Origin of the sequence: Campylobacter concisus, from assembly GCF_002913765.1 — a bacterium.
Lineage (GTDB): Bacteria > Campylobacterota > Campylobacteria > Campylobacterales > Campylobacteraceae > Campylobacter_A > Campylobacter_A concisus_BB.
On sequence record NZ_PPCH01000007.1, the window covers coordinates 14,993 to 34,754 of the forward strand.

20 protein-coding genes and 1 pseudogene are annotated in these 19,762 nt (G+C 39.3%); 9 read left to right on the plus strand and 12 right to left on the minus strand.

From position 1 onward, the window contains the following. Positions 1–23: 23 nt before the first annotated feature. The 8 genes and pseudogenes from folP to CYO89_RS00735 all read right to left on the minus strand — a co-directional run bounded on the left by folP (position 24) and on the right by CYO89_RS00735 (position 7,085). Positions 24–1,163, minus strand: a complete 1,140-nt coding sequence (gene folP, locus CYO89_RS00705) for a dihydropteroate synthase (protein WP_103596784.1) — start codon at positions 1,161–1,163, stop codon at positions 24–26. Continuing rightward, the gene (locus CYO89_RS00710; RefSeq protein ID WP_021092289.1) at positions 1,160–1,780 is read right to left on the minus strand and encodes a DNA polymerase III subunit delta'; all 621 of its coding nucleotides are present in this window, start codon (positions 1,778–1,780) and stop codon (positions 1,160–1,162) included. Before CYO89_RS00710 ends, folP begins: the two co-directional genes overlap by 4 nt. Continuing rightward, a complete protein-coding gene (locus CYO89_RS00715; protein ID WP_009294158.1) occupies positions 1,781–2,320 on the minus strand; it encodes a HobA family DNA replication regulator in 540 nt (179 codons plus the stop codon). After that, positions 2,320–3,519: an aspartate kinase gene (locus CYO89_RS00720; protein ID WP_103596785.1), complete on the minus strand. Its 1,200-nt coding sequence runs from the start codon at positions 3,517–3,519 to the stop codon at positions 2,320–2,322. Before CYO89_RS00720 ends, CYO89_RS00715 begins: the two co-directional genes overlap by 1 nt. Further along, entirely contained in the window at positions 3,519–3,983 is a 465-nt protein-coding gene (locus CYO89_RS00725) for an RNA pyrophosphohydrolase (protein ID WP_009294160.1), read from the minus strand. Before CYO89_RS00725 ends, CYO89_RS00720 begins: the two co-directional genes overlap by 1 nt. 64 nt (positions 3,984–4,047) lie before the next feature. Next, positions 4,048–5,138, minus strand: a pseudogene (locus CYO89_RS10685) (PepSY-associated TM helix domain-containing protein). Between the two features lies 1 nt (position 5,139). Then, positions 5,140–5,304, minus strand: coding sequence for a TonB-dependent receptor (locus CYO89_RS10495; RefSeq protein ID WP_258032482.1), 165 nt, complete (start codon positions 5,302–5,304; stop codon positions 5,140–5,142). Next, entirely contained in the window at positions 5,301–7,085 is a 1,785-nt protein-coding gene (locus CYO89_RS00735) for a TonB-dependent receptor domain-containing protein (RefSeq protein ID WP_258032483.1), read from the minus strand. The genes CYO89_RS10495 and CYO89_RS00735 overlap by 4 nt, the downstream gene beginning before the upstream one ends. A gap of 107 nt (positions 7,086–7,192) precedes the next feature. Between CYO89_RS00735 and CYO89_RS00740 the strand changes: the two genes are divergently transcribed. The 6 genes from CYO89_RS00740 (at position 7,193) to CYO89_RS00770 (ending at position 12,209) form a co-directional block, all read left to right on the plus strand. Beyond that, a complete protein-coding gene (locus CYO89_RS00740; RefSeq protein WP_103596786.1) occupies positions 7,193–8,077 on the plus strand; it encodes a helix-turn-helix domain-containing protein in 885 nt (294 codons plus the stop codon). Between the two features lie 55 nt (positions 8,078–8,132). Continuing rightward, positions 8,133–9,179, plus strand: coding sequence for a radical SAM family heme chaperone HemW (hemW, locus tag CYO89_RS00745; RefSeq protein WP_103596787.1), 1,047 nt, complete (start codon positions 8,133–8,135; stop codon positions 9,177–9,179). Between the two features lie 67 nt (positions 9,180–9,246). Beyond that, positions 9,247–9,645 carry a Sec-independent protein translocase protein TatB gene (gene tatB, locus CYO89_RS00755; RefSeq protein WP_103596788.1) on the plus strand — a complete coding sequence of 133 codons (399 nt, stop codon included), beginning with the start codon at positions 9,247–9,249 and terminating at the stop codon, positions 9,643–9,645. Beyond that, a complete protein-coding gene (gene tatC / locus CYO89_RS00760; RefSeq protein WP_103596789.1) occupies positions 9,645–10,403 on the plus strand; it encodes a twin-arginine translocase subunit TatC in 759 nt (252 codons plus the stop codon). The genes tatB and tatC overlap by 1 nt, the downstream gene beginning before the upstream one ends. Beyond that, positions 10,396–11,418 (plus strand): tRNA preQ1(34) S-adenosylmethionine ribosyltransferase-isomerase QueA, encoded by a 1,023-nt coding sequence (gene queA, locus CYO89_RS00765; RefSeq protein ID WP_103596990.1) that lies wholly within the window; start codon positions 10,396–10,398, stop codon positions 11,416–11,418. The genes tatC and queA overlap by 8 nt, the downstream gene beginning before the upstream one ends. Then, complete coding sequence (locus CYO89_RS00770; protein WP_103596790.1) at positions 11,415–12,209, plus strand: hypothetical protein; 795 nt, start codon at positions 11,415–11,417, stop codon at positions 12,207–12,209. The genes queA and CYO89_RS00770 overlap by 4 nt, the downstream gene beginning before the upstream one ends. On the opposite strand, the gene ruvX is transcribed toward CYO89_RS00770, so the two are convergent. From ruvX to ilvC, 4 genes are read right to left on the minus strand one after another with little or no spacing between them, the layout of a single operon-like run. Next, on the minus strand, positions 12,204–12,587 hold the full coding sequence (gene ruvX, locus CYO89_RS00775) for a Holliday junction resolvase RuvX (protein ID WP_103596791.1): 384 nt from the start codon (positions 12,585–12,587) through the stop codon (positions 12,204–12,206). The genes CYO89_RS00770 and ruvX overlap by 6 nt on opposite strands. After that, entirely contained in the window at positions 12,584–13,354 is a 771-nt protein-coding gene (gene dprA, locus CYO89_RS00780; protein WP_103596792.1) for a DNA-processing protein DprA, read from the minus strand. Before dprA ends, ruvX begins: the two co-directional genes overlap by 4 nt. Further along, positions 13,351–14,787, minus strand: a complete 1,437-nt coding sequence (locus tag CYO89_RS00785) for a divergent polysaccharide deacetylase family protein (RefSeq protein WP_103596793.1) — start codon at positions 14,785–14,787, stop codon at positions 13,351–13,353. The genes dprA and CYO89_RS00785 overlap by 4 nt, the downstream gene beginning before the upstream one ends. Positions 14,788–14,790: 3 nt before the next feature. Further along, a complete protein-coding gene (gene ilvC, locus CYO89_RS00790; RefSeq protein ID WP_103596794.1) occupies positions 14,791–15,813 on the minus strand; it encodes a ketol-acid reductoisomerase in 1,023 nt (340 codons plus the stop codon). A gap of 147 nt (positions 15,814–15,960) precedes the next feature. Between ilvC and CYO89_RS00795 the strand changes: the two genes are divergently transcribed. Genes CYO89_RS00795 through holA form a run of 3 tightly spaced genes read left to right on the plus strand, consistent with a single transcriptional unit; the run spans position 15,961 to position 19,686 of the window. After that, positions 15,961–16,779 carry an HDOD domain-containing protein gene (locus CYO89_RS00795; protein ID WP_012140069.1) on the plus strand — a complete coding sequence of 273 codons (819 nt, stop codon included), beginning with the start codon at positions 15,961–15,963 and terminating at the stop codon, positions 16,777–16,779. Then, positions 16,776–18,695 (plus strand): RNB domain-containing ribonuclease, encoded by a 1,920-nt coding sequence (locus CYO89_RS00800; RefSeq protein WP_103596795.1) that lies wholly within the window; start codon positions 16,776–16,778, stop codon positions 18,693–18,695. Before CYO89_RS00795 ends, CYO89_RS00800 begins: the two co-directional genes overlap by 4 nt. After that, entirely contained in the window at positions 18,688–19,686 is a 999-nt protein-coding gene (gene holA / locus CYO89_RS00805) for a DNA polymerase III subunit delta (protein WP_103596796.1), read from the plus strand. Before CYO89_RS00800 ends, holA begins: the two co-directional genes overlap by 8 nt. Positions 19,687–19,762 lie beyond the last annotated feature (76 nt).

The following is a 19,762-nucleotide window of genomic DNA, read 5'->3' on the forward strand; positions in this document are numbered from 1 at the left end:
TAGCCTCTTTTTAGCCAAGCGCCCTACCAAAGCGTGGCTTGGCTCATCGCCTCGTGCATATTAAAAAGCTGCTTGTGCTCGGCCACATCGTGCGTTCTTATGATCTGTGCACCGTTTTCAAAGGCTTTTAAGTGCAGATAAAGCGAGCCTGGCAAGCGCTCCTTAACCTCGCTTTTATAGTAGTGATTTATGACTGATTTGCGGCTAGCGCCAACTAGCAATGGGCAGCCAAATTTCAAAAAATGCTCCAAATGCTTAATAAGCAGTAAATTTTGCTCAGCCGTCTTACCAAAGCCGATGCCAACATCAAGCACTATCTTTTTAGCGCCAAGCTCCATTGCAAGGACAATCCTTTGCTCAAAAAAGTCTGAAATTTCGCCAATTAAGTCGTTGTATTTTGGCGCAATCTGCATGGTGGCAGGATCGCCTTGCATGTGCATCATGCAAAACTGCGCATCGTATCTTGCAGCAAGTGGGGCTAAATTTGCGTTTGCCGTGATGTCATTTATCATCTTAAAGCCGTGGTTTAGCGCAAATTCTAAGCAATACTCATCAAAGCTATCAAGGCTAAATTTCGCCTTTTCATGTAAATTTAGCCTATAAATTTCTTCAATGATATCTTTTATGCGCCTAAACTCCTCCTCGCGGCCGCAGTACTCGCTCCCTGGCCTTGAGCTAACGCCACCAAGATCGATGTAGTCCGCGCCTGCTTCGATCATCGCTTCTATTTTAGCTATGCCATTTTGCGTATTTATGCGGCTTTGCTCGTTAAAACTATCTTTATTTATATTTGCCACGCCCATTATAAGTGGCTTAGTAGGCTTTATAAATTTAGTCTCTAAAAAACCTGCAAGCTTTTTAAGCCCAAAGTCTTGCAGCTTCTCTTTTTTAGCTAGCTGTTTAAGCTGCGCGTTTGTCGCCATTAGCAAGGCTTTGTTTAGACTCTCTTTGCCTAAGATCGTATCATTATGCGTCACCAGCTCGGCGCCGACACTTAGGGCGTCTTGCTTTAGGATATTTGCCGCTGGGGTCTTTATCTCATCGATAAAGATAAAATTTATCTCGCTCTTTTCGTGCATGAGCTTCGCGCCAGCCGGACTTGGTGAGACGGCCTTGCAAATTTGATCAAAGTCGCTTTTGTTATTTATCTTATAAAATTTCAACGTCGTCCTTTCTCAAAGATAGTAAGCAAAAGTGGCGTTAAAATGGCGTGAGACTTCGCGTTTAGATCGGCAAGCTTGATGAGTGAGAAAAAATACTCCATCTCATCGCCGCTAAATTTATACCCACTATCAACCGCCTTTGTCACGATGGCTCCGACAAGCTCTTTTAGCTCGTTTTTGCCAAATTTTTGCGCCTGCTCCTCTGCTATCTTTTGGTCGATAAAGCTTGTTAGCTCTTTTAGGCTGAGCGATTTTAAATTTAGCTCCACACTCATTTTTGGCTTTTTGGTAAGCTTATTTTCTATGAGCATCCTCGATCTTATCGTTGGTAGAAGTAAATTTTTACTCTGCGTTACTATTATAAATTTGATGTTTCTTGGGGGCTCTTCGATAATCTTTAAAAGTGCGTTTTGAGCCTCGGTGCGAAAAGACTTCGCTTCGATAACTAAAATTTTCTCATCTTTTTCGGCGATGTAGGCTTCGGCGATGACCTCTTTTGCATTTTCTAGTAAAAAATCATCGCTTATAAAAAATCTTAGATTATTTACGCCAAACTCGGCTTCAAGCTTGGCTTTTAAATTTTCAAAATCGCTTGTTATGACGATTTTATTAAGCATTTAGAGCATCACCTTTGCAAAAAGCACGGCATCTATGCTCTTGTCAAAAAGTTTATATAAATTTAGAAGTTTGATGTCTAAGTTTTCATCGCTCGAGCTTAGCGTGAAGCTGTTTTGCGCCTGCTCGTCAAAGAGCCACATATAGCTGTTTTCATCAGTCTTGGCTAAATTTGCGCGCTTATCTATGCTCTTGCCGATGTAAAAAAAGATGTAGCCATTTGGAAAGGCAAGGCTTAGCATATCTTTTAAAAGCTGCTTTTGCTCGTTTGTCTCGATGCTATCAAAGGCTGGATAGAGCGATCTTAGGCTAAAAAATGGCAAAAATGGACGCTCGCTTTTTGTGCGGTTAATATTTCTTAAAAGATAGTTTTCAAACCACTCTCGCTCATCGTCGCAGATGACTATAAAAGCCTTGCTATCAAGCAAAAATTTAAGCCTAGATGCAAGCAAAGGCGTCCATTCGACGCGCTTCTCCTCCATCCAGCTCATATATCTTTCGCTTCTTATAGTCTCAAGCGTCCATTGGATAAAATCTTGCATTATTTATCTAACTTATACGCATCGTGAAGCACGCGAACTGCGAGCTCGCCATATTTTTGATCGACGATCATTGAAATTTTTATCTCACTTGTTGAGATCATTTGGATATTTATCCCCTCTTTTGCAAGCGTCTCAAATGCTAGACATGCTACGCCGCTGTGGCTCTTCATACCTACGCCGATAACTGAGACTTTCACGATCGCATCGTCATACTCGACATGTTTTGCAGCTGAGAGCTTTTGCATAGTCTCTTTTGCTAGCTCAAGCTCGTTTTGTGGCACTGTAAAGCCTAAATTTGTCGTGCCGTCGTGTCCTACGTTTTGGATGATCATATCTACATTTATATTTTTATGAGCTAGAGCTGTGAAAATTTCAGCTGCGATGCCAGGCTTATCGACTACGCCTCTTAAAGTTACTCTTGCTTGATTTTTATCTAGTGCTATACCGCTTACTAAAACCGCTTCCATATTATCTTCCTTTGCTATTAATGTACCTTCGTTGTGGTTAAAACTGCTTCTTGTGATTAGTTTGACATTTAGTTTTTTTGCTAGCTCGACTGAGCGATTTTGAAGCACTTTTGCCCCAGCAGAAGCAAGCTCAAGCATCTCGTCATAGCTTATCTTTTCTAGTTTTTTTGCCTTTTTTTCTATCCTTGGATCAGTCGTATAAACGCCATCAACGTCGGTAAAAATTTCACACAGATCAGCTTCAAGCGCACCAGCTAATGCAACCGCGCTAAGGTCACTTCCACCTCTGCCAAGAGTGGTGATATCGCCTTTGTCGTCTATGCCTTGAAAGCCTGCTACGACGACAATCCTGCCAGCTTTTAGCTCAGCTTTTAGCCTTGTTGTCTCTATCGTTTCTATCCTAGCTTTTGTATGCACATCATCAGTCATTATCCCAGCCATTGCGCCAGTTAGTCCTACGCACGCATAACCTTTTGCATTTAGTGCAATCGTCAAAAGTGCGGTGGTTACTTGCTCCCCAGAGCTTAAAAGCATATCAGTAGCAACGCCGTCTGGGTGCTTTGAGAAATACTCACTATATTCAACTAATTGATTTGTAACTCCACTCATCGCAGAAACTACGACCACAACGTCAGCGCCGCTGTTTTTAGTCTCTATGACCCTGTTTGCCACAGCTTCGATGCGCTCAAGCGTGCCTACGCTAGTTCCGCCAAATTTTTGAACGATTAACATCAAAAATATCCTTTCTCTTTAAAATAACTCAAAACTTTGTCATAAATAGGCTTTTTGAAGTGATTTATCCCCTCTAAAGCCTTGTTAATATCTACAAATTTATACTCGCTAAACTCTGGATGCTCGGTCTTTAAATTTATGCTCGCACCATTTTTTAGCCTAACCAAAAAGTACTTTTGCGTCTGCCCATCAAATGGGTAAAATCTCTTTGACGCATTTGCTGGAAAGTCGTAGCTAAGCCACTCAGGATACTCTTCTAAGAAGTCAAATTTATCAGTTCCGATCTCCTCTTTGAGCTCCCTTTTTAGTGCCTGCTTTGGACTTTCGCCTTCGTCTATGCCACCTTGAGGAAACTGCCAGATATCGTCCATATCAACCCTTTTTGCGACTAAAATTTCGCATTTAAAAGGGTAAGAGCTAGACAAAATGACAGCTGCTACATTTGGTCTATATTTTTTTTGCATGTCTTTTCCAAAAAATTTATTTGAGATGATAACGAAAAAGAGTTAAGAGATAGATAAATAAGAGTTAGCTTTTACGCCGTTTGTAATAAATCACACCTCCACTAAAAAGTAGCAAAACCACACTGCACGATGCTAGACAAAATATAAATTTACCAAGCTCACCAAAGATATATCCAGCGTGCAAATCAAGCATAAATTTATAAATTTCAAATGACTTTGGCATGGCATTTTTTGAAATTTGCTCGCTTTTAGTATCTACTAAAAGCCTAACACCATCTCTCTCATTAGCCCCCTTTGGCAAGTAAAAGAGCATAAATTTGATGCCACCGCTATTTGCTATAAAATTTAAAGCATCAAACTCGTCCCCAAATTTAGAAATGAAAATTTCATAAGCTTTTTTAAGGTTTGCCACCTTTTGCTCATCGCTTAAGCTAAAGCCATTTTTGTTTGTAAAATTTGGCTTTTTAAAGACCTTTTCTTCGCCACAAATTTGATTTATAACCTTAGCAAAGCTCTCATAAGAAAAGTAAAGCCCACTAATGCAAATCACGCTTAAAACGGCACCAAGATAGATGCCAAAAAGCCGTGTAGCGAATACAAAAATGCAAATTTCTTTGCTTTTAAATTTAGCTTAAAAGCCTCCCCCACCCTGCTTCTAAACCTCCAAAAATATATCGCCGCCCCACTTATCAAGATAAAAAGCAACGCAAGCGTAGAGAGTGCCACAAGCTCGCTTGCAAATTTACTCAAATTTTCATTTTTAAAAAGCGAAAGGGCTAAGTTTTTATGCAAATTTAAAACCAGCCCTATAAATTTCTCTGCGCTGTTTTTGCCAGAAATTTCTCCGGTATAAGGATCAACAAAAAACGACTCAAACTCGCCATTTTCACTGGTTCCGCTTATGACGTAAGCTTTGTTTGCCTCTGCTCTCATCTTTAGGTAGCTAAGATTAAAATTTGGCTCGCTTTTGCTAAAAATTTTTAAAATTTCATCTATCTCTAAAGGCTTTTTGCCAGCTACAACCTCATCTTTGCTAAAGATATCAATTATCTCATCGTGATACGAGATGATCGCTCCACTAATGCTAAGAACAAGAAGCGGCAAGGCAAAGATGAAAGCCAAGATGAGATGAAATTTTTTCAAAATTTTTATCATTTTAAAACTTTAGATTAAAGCCAAGCTCGATCTTTTGTCCGTCAGCTATCAAGATGTCGTATCTGCCAGATCTTGTCGTAAAGTACTCATTAAAGAGGTTATAAACGCTCAAATTTAGGCTGAAATTTTTAGTTACGTTGTAGTTTATGCCAAGATCGGCGATCACGTAAGGTCTGTGTCATCAGCATAGCTAAATGAGTTTTTAGTCCTACCATAATAATTTATCTGAGACCAGAAATTTAGCCATCTGTTTAGCTCGTAGTTCGCTCCAAATTTAAATGTATGAAGCGGATAGTTGTTTAAGCTTTTGCCGATCTCTGCTCCATCTTTTTGTTTTGATCTTGTATAAACATAGCTTTGATTTAGCCTAAGAGCGTTTGTTACCTGCCACTCATTTGTTAATTCAACTCCGTAAATTTCAGCTTTGCCGATATTTACACTCTCCCAAATACCATTTGGATAAATTTTGCCTTTATGTCTGCAAACACTGCCTCTTGAGCAGATAGGGCTATAGCTTAACATATCTTTAAAACTTGTGTAAAAGCCAGTTAGCGATGCTTCAAAGCCTTCATTGTTATTATAAACGCCGCCAAATTCATAGCTCACGCTTGTCTCTGGCTTAAGGCTGCTTCTGCCAAGCTGTGCTCCACGTCCTCCAGCAAATGGCAATGCAAGATCTTGCGTGCGTTGTTTGATGTCAGGCGTCGCGTATCCTGTGCTAACTCCGCCTTTTAGGGCAAAAAAGTCATTGAAGCTATAGATGCCATAAACTCTTGGTGAAACGTGCGAACCGTAGTTCTCGTCGTAGTTATAGCGAATGCCAGTGCTTAAGATAAAGTCTTTTGTAAGGTGATAATCATCCTCGCCGTAAAGCGAAATGTCATATCTTTTTACATTTGCAGCATCTGCGGTGGTTGCCTTTTCATCAAGCTTCTCTTTTTTGGCGTTTAGTCCTAAAGTAAAGGCGTTGTTATCAGTAAAATATGAACCTTTTGTATCAAAATTTAGTGTTTTTAGCGTCAAATTTTGTTGTGCGATCTCTTTTATTTTGCCGTAAGAGAGGTAGCTTTGAAGCAAGATATTATCAAGCCTTGCTTCGTGGCTTAAATTTATCACATCGCCTTTTATTCTCTCACTAGCAACTGAGTTAGTGCCAGTCGATAGTGTTTTGCCTTTAGTTCTTTTATACTTCACATCGCTTCTTGCAAGCTCAAGCGTGATGTCATTGTTTTCATTTGGCCTAAAAAAGAGCTTCGTGCCAAAATTTATATCTTTTTGCTCTCTGTTTGCGTATGAGATTTTATCCTCTGATTTGTTTAAATTTTTGCCATAAACTGAGATGCTTAAAAGATCGTCTATTAGCCCAGAGTGCAGATAGAGGCTGTTGTAAAACTCACCGCTTATATTTTTATTTCTAGCAAATTTATAGCTTGAGCCAAGATTTGCACTAAATTCATTACTAAACTCATCTGTTATGATGTTTATCACACCGCCCAGTGCGTCACTGCCATAAAGCGAGCTCATAGGACCTCGTATCACTTCGATACGGCTTATCGCACTTGCTGGCGGGATGAAACTATATGAGCCTCCAACACTTCTTAGCCCCTTATAAGCATTATCTCCTGGCACTGGCATGCCATTTACTAAAATTTTAGTAAATCTTGTAGAGAATCCGCGTATAGAAATTCCTCGTCTATTTGCCGCTTCGGGAGTCGCTCCAAAAAGGCTTGGCACGTCTTTTACCATGCTCTCAACGTCCTTGTGATTTCTCTTTTCTAGCGCATCTTGAGTGATGACGCTAAGCGTTGCAGGTGCGTCTTTTATGTTTTGCTCAAAGCCAGTTGCGCTCACTACTTTAACCTCTGGCAAGAGCTTATCTTCATTTGCAAAAAGCGGTAAATTTATAAAAACTGCCGCACAAATAGAAATTTTTAATAGACTTCTCACAAAAAACTCCTTATTAAAATTTAAATCACATTTTACTAAAATTAAATAATCGTTATCAATATCAGACATAACGCTAGAAGGATAAAATTTAACGCTCAAGGGATAAAATGATAAATTTAGATAAAAGATATGGCATAAGTAAAATCTCACAAAACAACAAGCGGATAAATGTAGAATTTTTCAAACAAAATAATGGCATCAGCTACCTAAAAAGCGAGATTTTATGCAATGAAATCATAAAAAGAGAGAGCCAGGGAGATAAAAAATATCTATTTTTGATGTTTAACGAAGCAAAAGATAATCTTTGCTTTAAGCTTGATAAAAAAGAGTATCTTTTAAGCAGGGATGAGTTTTGCATAGGGCTAGTAAATGATAGCTTAAAAGGCGTTTTTGAATATCAAAATAAATTTTATAAAACTAAAACCTTGCTTTTTGAAGAGCACTATGCAAATAAGCTTGAAATTTTTAGTGAGCTAAAATTTGAAGAGAAATTTGATCTTATAAAATACAAAAAAGATAAGGCTCAAATTTGCGTTTTAAACGAGCTTGAGACGACAAATTTATATGATGGTATGATGAGAGAGATCTTTATAGAGTCAAAAATTTTAGAGCTTATCTACAAGAGTAAAGCTTTAAAAGATGAGAAAATTTGCTTTAGCAGTGACGAAGAAAAAGTGCTTTTAAAGGCTAAGAAAATCTTACTTACTCGCATGCAAAATCCCCCAAGTATCAAGGAGCTAGCGCATCTTTGCGGCACTAATGACTTTTGGCTTAAGAAAAATTTTAAACTCTTTTTCAAAGATACGATCTATCAGCTTTTAGCAAAAGAGCGGCTAAAGCTTGCATTTGCTCTTTTAAAGCAAAATGATATCAGCATAAAAGAGGCTGCTAGTATCGTTGGCTACACAAATGCAGCGCACTTTGCAAAAATTTTTAAAGGCGCTTTTGGCTTTTTACCAAGCGAGCTGATAAGGCAAAAAAGCTACTTTTAAACTGCTCTAAATGCCAAATTTCTTATAATCGCCAAAATTTAAAAAAGAGAGAAATTTGCAAGTTTATATCCACGTGCCATTTTGTGAAAGCAAGTGTCCATACTGTGCCTTTGGCTCAAGCGATGACGAATTTAAGAAGGTTAGCGACTATTTTAAAGCGCTTTGCCTTGATCTAAATTTCCAGCTAAAAAGCCAAAATGTAAAAGAAATTTCTACTATCTTTTTTGGTGGCGGCACACCAAGCGCGGTAAATGCCAAATTTTATGATGAAATTTTTAGCATTTTAGCTCCACTTTGCACGCCCAAAACCGAGATCACCTTTGAGGCAAATCCAAATTCCGCAAATTTAGCCTGGCTAAAGCATGTAAAAAATTTAGGCGCAAACCGCATCAGCTTTGGTGCGCAAAGCTTTTTTGAAGATAAGCTTAAATTTCTAGGACGCATCCACAGCAGTGAGCAAATTTTTAAAGCGGTTGAAAATGCCCATGTAGCTGGCTTTAAGAGCATAAATTTAGACCTCATCTATGACACTAAATTTGATACCAAAAAGCGCCTTTTGGCTGAGGTTGAAAATCTAAAAAATCTTGCTATCACGCATCTAAGTGCCTACTCGCTCACACTTGAAGAAAACACCCCATTTGCTGGCAAAAAAAGCTATAAAAAGGATAGCGACACTTTGGCTAAATTTATGATAGAGCAGACCCAGCGAGCTGGCTTTAGGCAGTATGAAATTTCAAATTTCGGAGAAATTTGCAAGCATAATCTTGGCTACTGGCAGGGCAAAAACTACCTTGGCGTGGGGGCTTTTAGCGTGGGCTTTGTAAATGGCACTAGATACTACGCAAAAAGTAGCATAGACGCCTATATCACGCAGCCAACGCATAGAGAAAGAGAAATTTTAAGCCAAAGCGAACTAGCAAGAGAGCATATATTTTTAGGGCTTAGAAGCATCGTTGGCGTGGATGCTGGGCGCTTAAATGAGACACAGAAAAAAAGAGCAAATTTACTTGTAGAAAATGAAAAACTACTCTTTAAAAATGGCAAATTTTACAACCCAAATTTCTTATTAAGCGACGAGATCGCACTCTTTATCGAGGGCTAAATTTATAAAAATTTGAGCAAAGTCAAGATAAAATACAAAGCTTAAATAAAATTTAACAGAGGCAAAAATGTTTGGAATGAGTTTTTCTGAGATCTTGGTCATAGCCGTGATCGCCGTGCTAGTTTTGGGCCCTGACAAGCTGCCAAGCGCTATGGTGCAGATCGCCAAATTTCTAAAGATGTTTAAAAAAGGCATAAACGACGCAAAATCAACTTTTGATCAAGAGATGAAGATAGCAGAGCTAAAAGAGGACGCTCAAAAGTACAAAGAGAGCATAACCCAAAGCGCTCAAAGCGTGCGAAAAAAGCTCACTTTTGAAGAGCTTGACGAGATCAAAAAAAGCGCAAACGACGTCACTGAGAGCATACAAAACGTCGTAAGCGACACGAAAAAAACGGTAGAAAATATACAAAATCCAACAAATTTAGTTAAAGATGCGATCTTAAACGATAAAAAAGAGGCGTGATGTTTGAAGAGCTAAGACCCCATTTGATCGAACTTAGAAAGAGGCTTTTTATAAGCATAGTAAGCGTTTTTGTCTGTTTTGGCATCTGTTTTACATTTTGGAATCCACTGCTTGCATGGATGAGCGAGCCGCTAAAGCAGGTCTTGCCAGCTGGCTCAAATATCATCTTCACACAGATCCAAGAGCCATTTTTCACAGCGATGAAGGTCGCCTTTTTTGCTGGTTTGGTGCTTGCTTTGCCTATCATTTTTTGGCAGTTTTGGCTATTTGTCGCACCTGGACTTTACGATAATGAAAAAAAATATGTGATCCCATTTGTCCTCTCTGCTTCATTTATGTTTGCGTGTGGGGCGGCGTTTTGCTACTACGTGGTCATCCCGCTTGGCTTTACATTTTTGGTAAATTTTGGCGGTCAGCTCTTTACGGCACTGCCAAGTATCGGCGAGTACGTGGGCTTTTTTACAAAGCTACTAATCGGCTTTGGAATTTCATTTGAGCTGCCAGTCATTACATTTTTCTTAGCAAAGATCGGCCTTGTCGATGACAAGATGCTAAAAGACTACTTCAGATACGCGGTAGTCGTCATCTTCATCTTCGCAGCCATCGTCACACCGCCAGATGTTATAAGTCAAATTTTAATGGCACTGCCACTCATCGGACTTTATGGAATTTCTATCATCGTAGCCAAAAGAGCTGGCAAAAGCGACGATGATGATGAAGAAGATAGCGACACTAACAGCGACGCAGGCGATGAGTGATATAAACGATATCTCAAGCTACGACTACTTTTTACCTAACGAGCTCATCGCAAAAGAGCCGGTTTTGCCCAAAGAAGAGGCGAGACTGCTTGTTTATCTTAAAAAAACAAAAGAGATAAAGCACTATAAATTTAAAGATCTAGCCAGCCTCATCCCAGAGGACGCGGCGGTCATTTTTAACAATACAAAGGTGGTTAAAGCCCGCATTTTAGGGCACAAACAAAGTGGCGGCGCATGCGAAGTGATGCTAAATCAACCGCTTAATGATAATAAATTTAGCGTCTATATAAGAGGCAGAGTAAGTGTTGGTAGCGTTTTAAATTTCGCTGATAGCATAAAGGTAAATGTGCTTGATCTAAATGATGATGGCTCAAGGGTGGTAAATTTCACCAAAGATGGCGTTATTTTAGATACGGCGCGACTTTTTAGCGAGCTAGAAAAGATCGGTCACGTCCCACTCCCTCCATATATCAAAAGGGCTGATACAAAGGACGATGAGAGCTGGTATCAGAGCATATTTGCCAAAAATAGCGGCGCAGTTGCGGCTCCGACAGCTAGCCTGCACTTTAGCGAGCAGATGCTAGAGCAGATAAAGGCAAAGCACGAGGTCGCCTACATCACGCTTCACGTGGGCGCTGGGACATTTAAGGGCGTGGAGTGCCAAAACATAAATGACCATAAAATGCACTCTGAGTTTTATGAGCTAAGCAAAAAAGCTCAAGAGATCATAAACTCAGATAAGCCCATCCTTGGCGTTGGCACGACGGTTACTAGATGCGTTGAAGAGTTTGCTAGAAGCAAGCAGCCAAGCGGCTTTTGCAAGCTATTTTTAAATCTAAACAATAGACCTATCAGACAAAACTACCTTTTAACAAATTTTCACCTACCAAAATCAACGCTGATCATGCTAGTTACTAGCTTCATAGGGCTTAAAGAGACGATGAGGATTTACGAAACGGCGGTTAGTGAAAAGTATAGATTTTACTCTTATGGCGATGGGATGCTTGTGATATGAAAAATGTCGATTTTGTCGCGCAAATGGAGCTTTTTTTAGAGGCACTTTTTAAGGACGCAGCGGCTGGAAAGAACGCCATCGTCTTTAACTACAACCCAAACTATCCACGCTATCTAAGCTTTGAAGCACACAAGCTAATAGGCGCGATCAAAAATTTAAGCAAATTTTACCTAAATAGCGTTAGCAACTCAAAATTACTCATATCCTTTACTCTAGTAAGCTATAGCCTAAGTTTGGTGCATTTTGACATACATATAAGATGTACTTCATGCCCGCAAAAGCCAAATGAGAAGCTAGTAAAAGAAGCTGGCGAGCTATTAAAAGAGCTAAATGCCAAGATGAGCAAAGCAGAGGACGGCTTTAATATAAGCATAAGCGTACCACTACCAAAAAGTGGGACATTTAAAAGGCAAAGCGTCGAGATAGCAAGCCTTCTAGGCAAAAATGCGATAATAGCTTGCGATGATGAAAATTTATTTTTAACGCTCAGTCATGAGCTAAGCTTTACGGGGCTAAAGCTCAGCAAACAAAAGAGCTTTGAGAGTTTAAATTTACACATAAAAGATGCCATTTTTAAGCCAGACATCATCTTCGTGCAAAAGGAGTATCTAAGCGACAAAGCAAGGCTTGATGAGATGCTAACTTATCAAAAGCTTAAGAATTTCTACATCGTCATCATCAGCAAGGATGAAGCCAAAAGCATTAAAAGCGAGAAGATGACTACGCTTAGGCAGCCATTTACTAGCGATAGCTTGCACGAGACTTTGGGGATAGTGGCTAGAAATTTATAAAATTTTTAGATATCTCTTTAAGATGATAGTGGCTGAGACGCTATCGAGCCTGCCATCTCGCTTTGTGTTTGTGTAAATTTCACTTGCCTCGCTGCTACTAAAGGCCTCGTCTTGATAGACGATATTAGCCTGCACGTCAAGAAGCGAGACAAAGTGCTCTATGCGCCTTCTCATCTCATCCTCGCTACTACCACCGATCGGCATGCCCACCACTAGCGTGTTTGGAGCGTATTCATTTACTTTTTGGCTCACATCTCTTGCGGCTTGGTTTCTGTTTTTTCTGAGAACTGGCTCAAGAGGCGTCACGACCTCTCCAAAGCCAAAAGCAAGCCCTATGCGCTTTAGTCCAACATCGATCGCCATAAATTTCTCTCTCATAGCGCGCTTATTACTCTTAAATTTGAAATTTCAACTAGCCCGTCAAGCTCATACTCATAGATGATCTCGCCAAATTTAGCCAATGCTTCATCAAGGCTAACGCCATTTTTACAAAATTTCAAGATCTCATCATCAACTTTTTCTTGCACTTTTACCTCGCCAAAAAGTGAGGCAAATTTAACGTAATCATCGATAAGCTCGGCCTTTTTGCTAGCCAGTAAGGCATTTGTCCCACTACTCTCATTTATGCGCTGAGGCAGGACAAAGAGAGGGATTTTAAGCTCATTTGCAAGCCTCGCACTTTGCATCGAGCCACTTCTTAGATCAGCTTGTGCGACCACAAGAGCTTGCGCAAGCCCCACAACTATGCGGTTTCTCTCTAAAAATCTATAAGCGATCGGTGGCTCGCCCTCGTCATACTCACTTAGAGCCAAGCCTTTTTCATAAATTTCTCTTATCGCTGCTTTATTTTGCGCTGGATAGATGATGTCAAGTCCATTTGCAAAAACGCCGATAGTTCGTGGCATGGCAGCCTTGTGCGCCGTGATATCCACGCCGATAGCCCCACCACTTACCACGCAGACATTTGCGCTTTTTAGTGCTGCGCAAAGTGCCGTGACACACTCTTTTGTATAAACGCTTGCCTTTCTTGAGCCAACAACTGCAACTTTTGGCATGCTAAGAAGCGAAGTGTCGCCTATGAAATTTAGCTTTTTTGGGGGATTTTTTAGCCTATTTAGCGCCTCTGGGATGATTTCAAGCTTCATAAAATATCTTTTAGATAAACAACTTCTACATCTTTTAAGATGTTGTTTTTACTAGCTTTTATCACTGCGATCGTATTTTTCTTTGGATGTCCGATGGCGATCGCGTAACCTCTTTTTTTGGCTAAATTTACAGCAGCTACAAGCTCTCGCCTAACCGCACTAGCCGATGGATCATCATCTAAAAATATATCTCTTGAAATGTAAGGCTGATTATACTTTTTCGCAGCCCTTGCCACCGCAGTTTGAGCGATAGTTTTGCTATCAACGAAGATAAAACCCTGCTCTATCAGTGCTTTATAAGCCTTGTCCATCGCGTCATAATCACTGGTAAATCGTGATCCAGTGTGATTGTTTGTATATTTTGCACGCGGGAAGTCTTTGCGTATCTTTTTTATCTTCTCAAGCATACTCTCAAAGCTCTCATTTACTGTGAGCGTGCCTATCTCTGGACTATCAAAGTGCTTTGCTTGCATCGGCAGATGTATCATATAAAACTCAAACGACCTAGCGATGTTTGGCGTATCTGGATGGGTTTTTGTCGCTGGGAAAATGGACGGCGTTATCTTTAGACCGATTGATTTTACCATGCTAGCGTGCTCAAATGTCGCCACATCATCGATTATTAGCACTAGCTTAGCACGCCCTTTTACACTGCTATTTGGAGTAAATGGCACAACTGCAAAGTCATCTTTTTTCGCGCTCTCTTTTTGCGGTTTTTCGCTATAAATTTGCTTCTTATCTTTTTTGCTAGGCTCAACCTCACTTTTTTTAGTAGGCTCTGGTTTTAAAATTTCACTATGCTTTAAATTTTCTTTTACGCTTAAATTTGCTTCAGCGCTTTTGTTTTGCTCTGTTTTTGTCTCTGTTTTGCCTGCATAAAATGGCTCTATTACTTGCTCAACCTTTAATTCTGGCTTTTCTTCACTCTTTGTTTCAGAGCTTGCATCTACGCTACTTTGCATATTTTTATATAAATTTGCAAGTAGATTTTTCGTATCGTTTTGCTCTTTTTTTGGCTCTTCTTTTTTAGTTTCTACTTTTACTTCAGTTTTTATCTCAGGAGTTATCTTTTTTTGCTCTTTTGGCTCAGTTTTTGGCTTTAGAGCAAGTTCGCTTTTATGTTTAGGGTCGGTAAAAATTTTACTTAAATTTTCATCTTCATCAAATTTTAGAGGATATTTTCTCTTCTCATACTCTTGTTTTTTATCTTTGCTAGCGACTTTTTGCTCAGCTTTTTTTGAAATTTGCTTCTCGCTTTTTGGCTCATTTACTTTGCTTATCTGCTCAACATCTTTGTTTTTGATGCTAAGAGCTGCGATGAGTGCTACTATCAAAATAGCAGCGATGACGCCGATACCAAAGAAAATTTTATTATGAGAGCGACCTGCACTCTTTTTTGCAGGACGCTTCTTTGTAGTCTTTTTTTCGCTCAAGGCTTAGTTTTTGCTTTGATCTATAAGTTTGCCGTTAGTTATCCAAGGCATCATTGCGCGAAGTTTTTTGCCAGTTTTATTTAGCAAGCTTCTCTCAGCTATACCGCGCTCAGCGTTCATTCTAACATATCCTGCTTTTCTCTCTAGGATGAAGTCTTTTGCAAATTTACCATTTTGAATTTCTCTTAAAACTTCTTTCATAGCCTTTCTACTCTCTTCGCCAACTACCCTTATGCCACTTACGTAGTCGCCGTATTCAGCTGTGTTTGAGATAGAGTAGCGCATATCAGCCATGCCGCCTTGATACATTAGATCAACGATCAGTTTTAGCTCGTGCAAGCACTCAAAATACGCCATCTCAGGCTCATATCCAGCCTCTACAAGCGTATCAAATCCAGCATTTACAAGTGCGCAAAGACCACCGCAAAGCACAGCTTGCTCGCCAAATAAATCTGTTTCAGTTTCATCTTTAAATGTTGTCTCAATGATGCCAGTTCTACCGCCGCCTATACCGCAAGCATAGCTTAGAGCGATCTCTTTTGCCTTTCCACTTGCATTTTGCTCAACAGCGATAAGATCAGGTATGCCGCCACCTCTTACAAATTCGCTTCTAACTGTGTGTCCTGGGGCTTTTGGAGCGATCATAATGACGTCTATGTTTGCTGGAGCTTTGATCTGTCCAAAATGAACATTAAAACCATGTCCAAATGCGATAGCAGCGTGATCTTTTAAATTTGGCTCGATCTCGTTTTTATAAATTTCAGCTTGAAGCTCATCTGGTGTTAGGATCATGATCACATCAGCGCCTTTTGTAGCTTCGCTAACTGTTTTTACTTCAAAGCCTTTAGCCTCAGCTTTTGCCCAGCTTTTGCCGCCTTTTGCAAGACCGATTACGACGCTTACACCATTGTCTCTTAAATTTTCAGCGTGTGCGTGACCTTGTGAGCCAAAGCCAATAATCGCTACTTTTTTACTCTGAATAAGGCTTAAATCACAGTCTTTATCATAATAAACATTTATAGCCATTGTTTCTCCTATTGTTAAAATTTGGCGAAATTATACATTTTAGCAACAAAAACGTTGCTGAAAAAGAGCAAAAAAGTATCTTTAAGTTTTATGCTGCAGCTTTTTGCTATAATGTGACAAAATTTTTAACCAAAAGAGTCACTTTACATGAATGAATCAATTTTTAAAAAAATCAAAGCGCTTCCGCCACTAGACGACACTGTCATACAGATCCAGCGCCTACATGCTGACGAAAATAGCTCGATAAATGATCTCACAAAAGTGGTCGAAAAAGACCCTATGCTAACAGCAAATATCTTACGTTCAGCAAACTCACCACTTTACGGTTTTTCTCAAGAGATCACAACTATCGCAAGAGCCATTTCACTTTTTGGCATGGCTACTATCCGCGGTTTTGCGCTATCAAGTGCTATTAAAAAGACCTTTTCTATAAATTTAGAGCCGTATGACATTACCGCACAAGATTTTTTAAATATCTCAATCATGCAAAATGCTTTGATGTACCACTGGTACTCAAAGATAAAACCTAAAAATCTAGAAATTCTCTCTCCTGCTTCATTTATGCTTGAAGTTGGCAAGATAGTTTTAGCACATGAGCTCACAGAAAATAACCAAGTTGCCGAGTTTAAAACAAAGTTAAAACAAATTTCATCTACCTATGATCTTGCGCTTTTAGAGTCTGAAATTTTAGACATCACAAACGAAGAGGTTACAGCTAAAATTTTTGAGCAGTGGAATTTAGAGATCGAGCTTGGAAATTCTATCCTCTACTCAAACACTCCAGAAGAAGCACCTGATCATATAAAAGAGTACGCAAGAGCACTAAAAGTAGTAAAAACAGCGGTTAATATCTTTAACCAGCTTGATGATGTGAGCGTAAATAACGCAACACTTCTTATAAACGAATATGGCTTTGAGAGAGATACATTTTTAATGGCTGTTAGCAAAGTCAAAGACAATTTGTGAAAGAATTTTTAACATCACTTCTCGTTGGCATCAAAGAAAAAGAGATATCAAACGAAGATAAAGAGATCTTACGTAATCTCCTAAACCTTGGTGCCGTAAGCTTACATAAAGATAAATTTTACCTAAACAACGGCTATGTCTGCGGCAAGCTAGACATCAGCCAAAACGCGACTGGCTTTATCATGCCATTTGACAAGCGCTTCAAACAAGATATCATCGTCGAAAATAAAAATTTAAACAACTCTCACCTTGGCGATATCGTGTTAGCAAAGCTTTTGCCGCTTAAGAAAAAACGCCAAAGCGCTAAGATAGTGATGAGTCTAAAGCTTGCAAATGAGACAAGCGTGGTCTATACAAAACGCTTTGGGGCGGCAATTTTAGGGGTAAATTTAAAAACAGGGCTAAGCACAACCCTAAAGGCAACTCAAAAAAGCCTAAAGATGCTCCCGCTTGGGACGCTACTAAAGATAAACAACCTAAACAACGAAATAGTCGAGGTTTTAGGAAATTTAGAAGATCCGCTAAGCGATGAGAAAATTTCGCTTGCTATTTATAATAAAAATGATAAATTTAGCGAGGCTTGCGAGCTTGAAGCAAAGGCATTTGGCGATGAAGTCGATGCTAGCATGTATCCAAACAGGGTTGATCTAAGAAATTTAGAGTTTTGCACGATCGATCCAGTCGATGCCAAAGACTTTGACGATGCCATATATTTTGATGAAAAAAAGCGTGAAATTTATGTTGCAATCGCCGATGTAAGCGAGTATGTGACCGCGTATAGCGCCATTGATAGCGAGGCTAAAAAAAGAGGCTTTTCTATCTACTTCCCGCACATTTCAGTGCCGATGTTGCCACGAGCGCTTAGTGAAAATATCTGCTCACTAAAGCCAGACGTACCGCGCCTTGCATTTTGTTTTAAAATTTCACTCAATGCAAACAACGAGGTAAAAAAAGAGGAGCTTTTTGAAGCTATCATCCTTTCAAAAAGGCGCTTTAACTACGATGAGATCGATGAAATTTTAGAAGGCAAAAGAGAGTGTGAAATTTCATGGATCAAGCCACTTTTTAAACTCACCACAAAGCTTCGCAAAAAAAGGCTTTTGCACGCATTTGACTTTAGGACAAAAGAGCTTAGAATGAGCCTTGATGAAGAGGGTCAAATTTCACAAACTAGGTTTGAAAGCGACTCCGACTCGCACAGACTTGTTGAGGACTGCATGCTTTTAGCAAACAAAGCTGCTGCAAAGCTCATCACAAAGGGCGTTTTTAGAAACCACGCATCGCCTGATTTTAAAAAGATAGATACCTTGCTTGAGGACTTGCAGCTTTTGGGGCTTGACTTTACCTACGAGAGTGACCTTGCAAATTTGATAAGAAAGATCCAAGCAAAGGCCGATGAAATGGGCAACCGTGAGGAGATAGACAAGCTCATCATCAAGTCTCAAAAAAAGGCTGAATACTCAAGCGAAAATTTGGGCCACTTTGGGCTTGGATTTGATAGATACACGCACTTTACAAGCCCTATTAGACGCTATTCTGATCTTATTTTACACAGACTTTTAAAGGCTAAAATTTCAAAAGATGATAAGCTTTATAATTTCTTACTTTTAAACATCCAAAGCACATGTGCAACCTTAAGCGAGCTTGAAAGAGAGGCCGACAAGGTGGCCTACGACTTTATGGATAGGAAATTTGCACGCTGGGCAGCCGCAAATATCGGCAAAGATGTGCGCTGCTACGTGAGCGAAAACCAAAATGTTTTGGTCGCTAAGCTTGATGATTACTTTGTTGGAGCTAGGATTTTCATCACTGGATACAGCGCAAATTTACTTCAAAAGCTTGTCGTAAAGATCACAGAGGCTGACATCGCGAGCGCTAAAATTTTTGCAAAAGTGGCAAGAAAGATCGATGTATAGAAAGGATTTGGAGCTAAATTTAGCAAATGCAAATTTAAGCAACTACTTCTTGCTTTTTGGCGCGGACGAGTTTCAGATCGAGCTTTTTGGCAAGGAAATTTTGAGCTTTTATGCAAGCGAAGATGCAAATTTATTAAGCCTTTATTTTGACGAATACAACTACGCGCAAGCTAGCTCTCACCTAAGCGAGCAGTCGCTTTTTGGCGGCAAAAATATCCTCTATATAAAAAGCGACAAAAAGATCCCAGCAAAAGAGCTAAAAGAGCTCATCTCACTTTGTTCAAAGAGCCAGGACAACTACTTTTTATTTGAGCTTTATGAGGCCGATATGAAGCTAGTTTTTGATACGCAAAAGGCATTTGGGACAAATTTTGCTAGATTTTTTAAGCCCTCAAACCCAGATGAAGCTATAAATTTACTAGCCAAAAGCTCAGCTAAGATAGGCCTAAACATAACCAAAAACGCACTTTATGAGCTTTACTTTACGCATAATGAAAATTTATACCTTGCAGCAAGCGAGCTAACAAAACTAAAGAGCCTAAACACTCACATCGAACAAGATGATGTAAAAAGGCTTGTTTTTGGACTTGGCGGGATAAATTTTGATGACTTTTTCAATAAATTTATGGCTCTAAAAGATATAAAAAACGACTTTTTTACCTACTTAGAAGATCCAAATTTTAATGAAATTTTACTTCTAAACTCACTTTATAAGGCATTTTTTAGGCTGTTTAAAATTTACTCTTATATCAAGATAAATGGCCGCTTAAATTTAGATGAAGCGATCGGCTATCAGCCGCCTGTAAATGTGGCAAATTTACTAAAAGCAAATAGCTTAAAGCTAAGTTTAAATGCCTATTTAGAGATCTTTAAAACGCTAAATTTAGCCGAGCTAGAGCTAAAAACAAATACAAAAATGGATAAAGAAATTTTCGTTTTATCAACCATTTTAAATCTGCAGCACCTAATATCAACAGCAAATATTAAGTAAATTTAAGCTAAAATCCACCCTTGCTTAATGCAAAATCCTTGCTCACAAAGTGAGCTAAATATCCATAAGGAGAAAA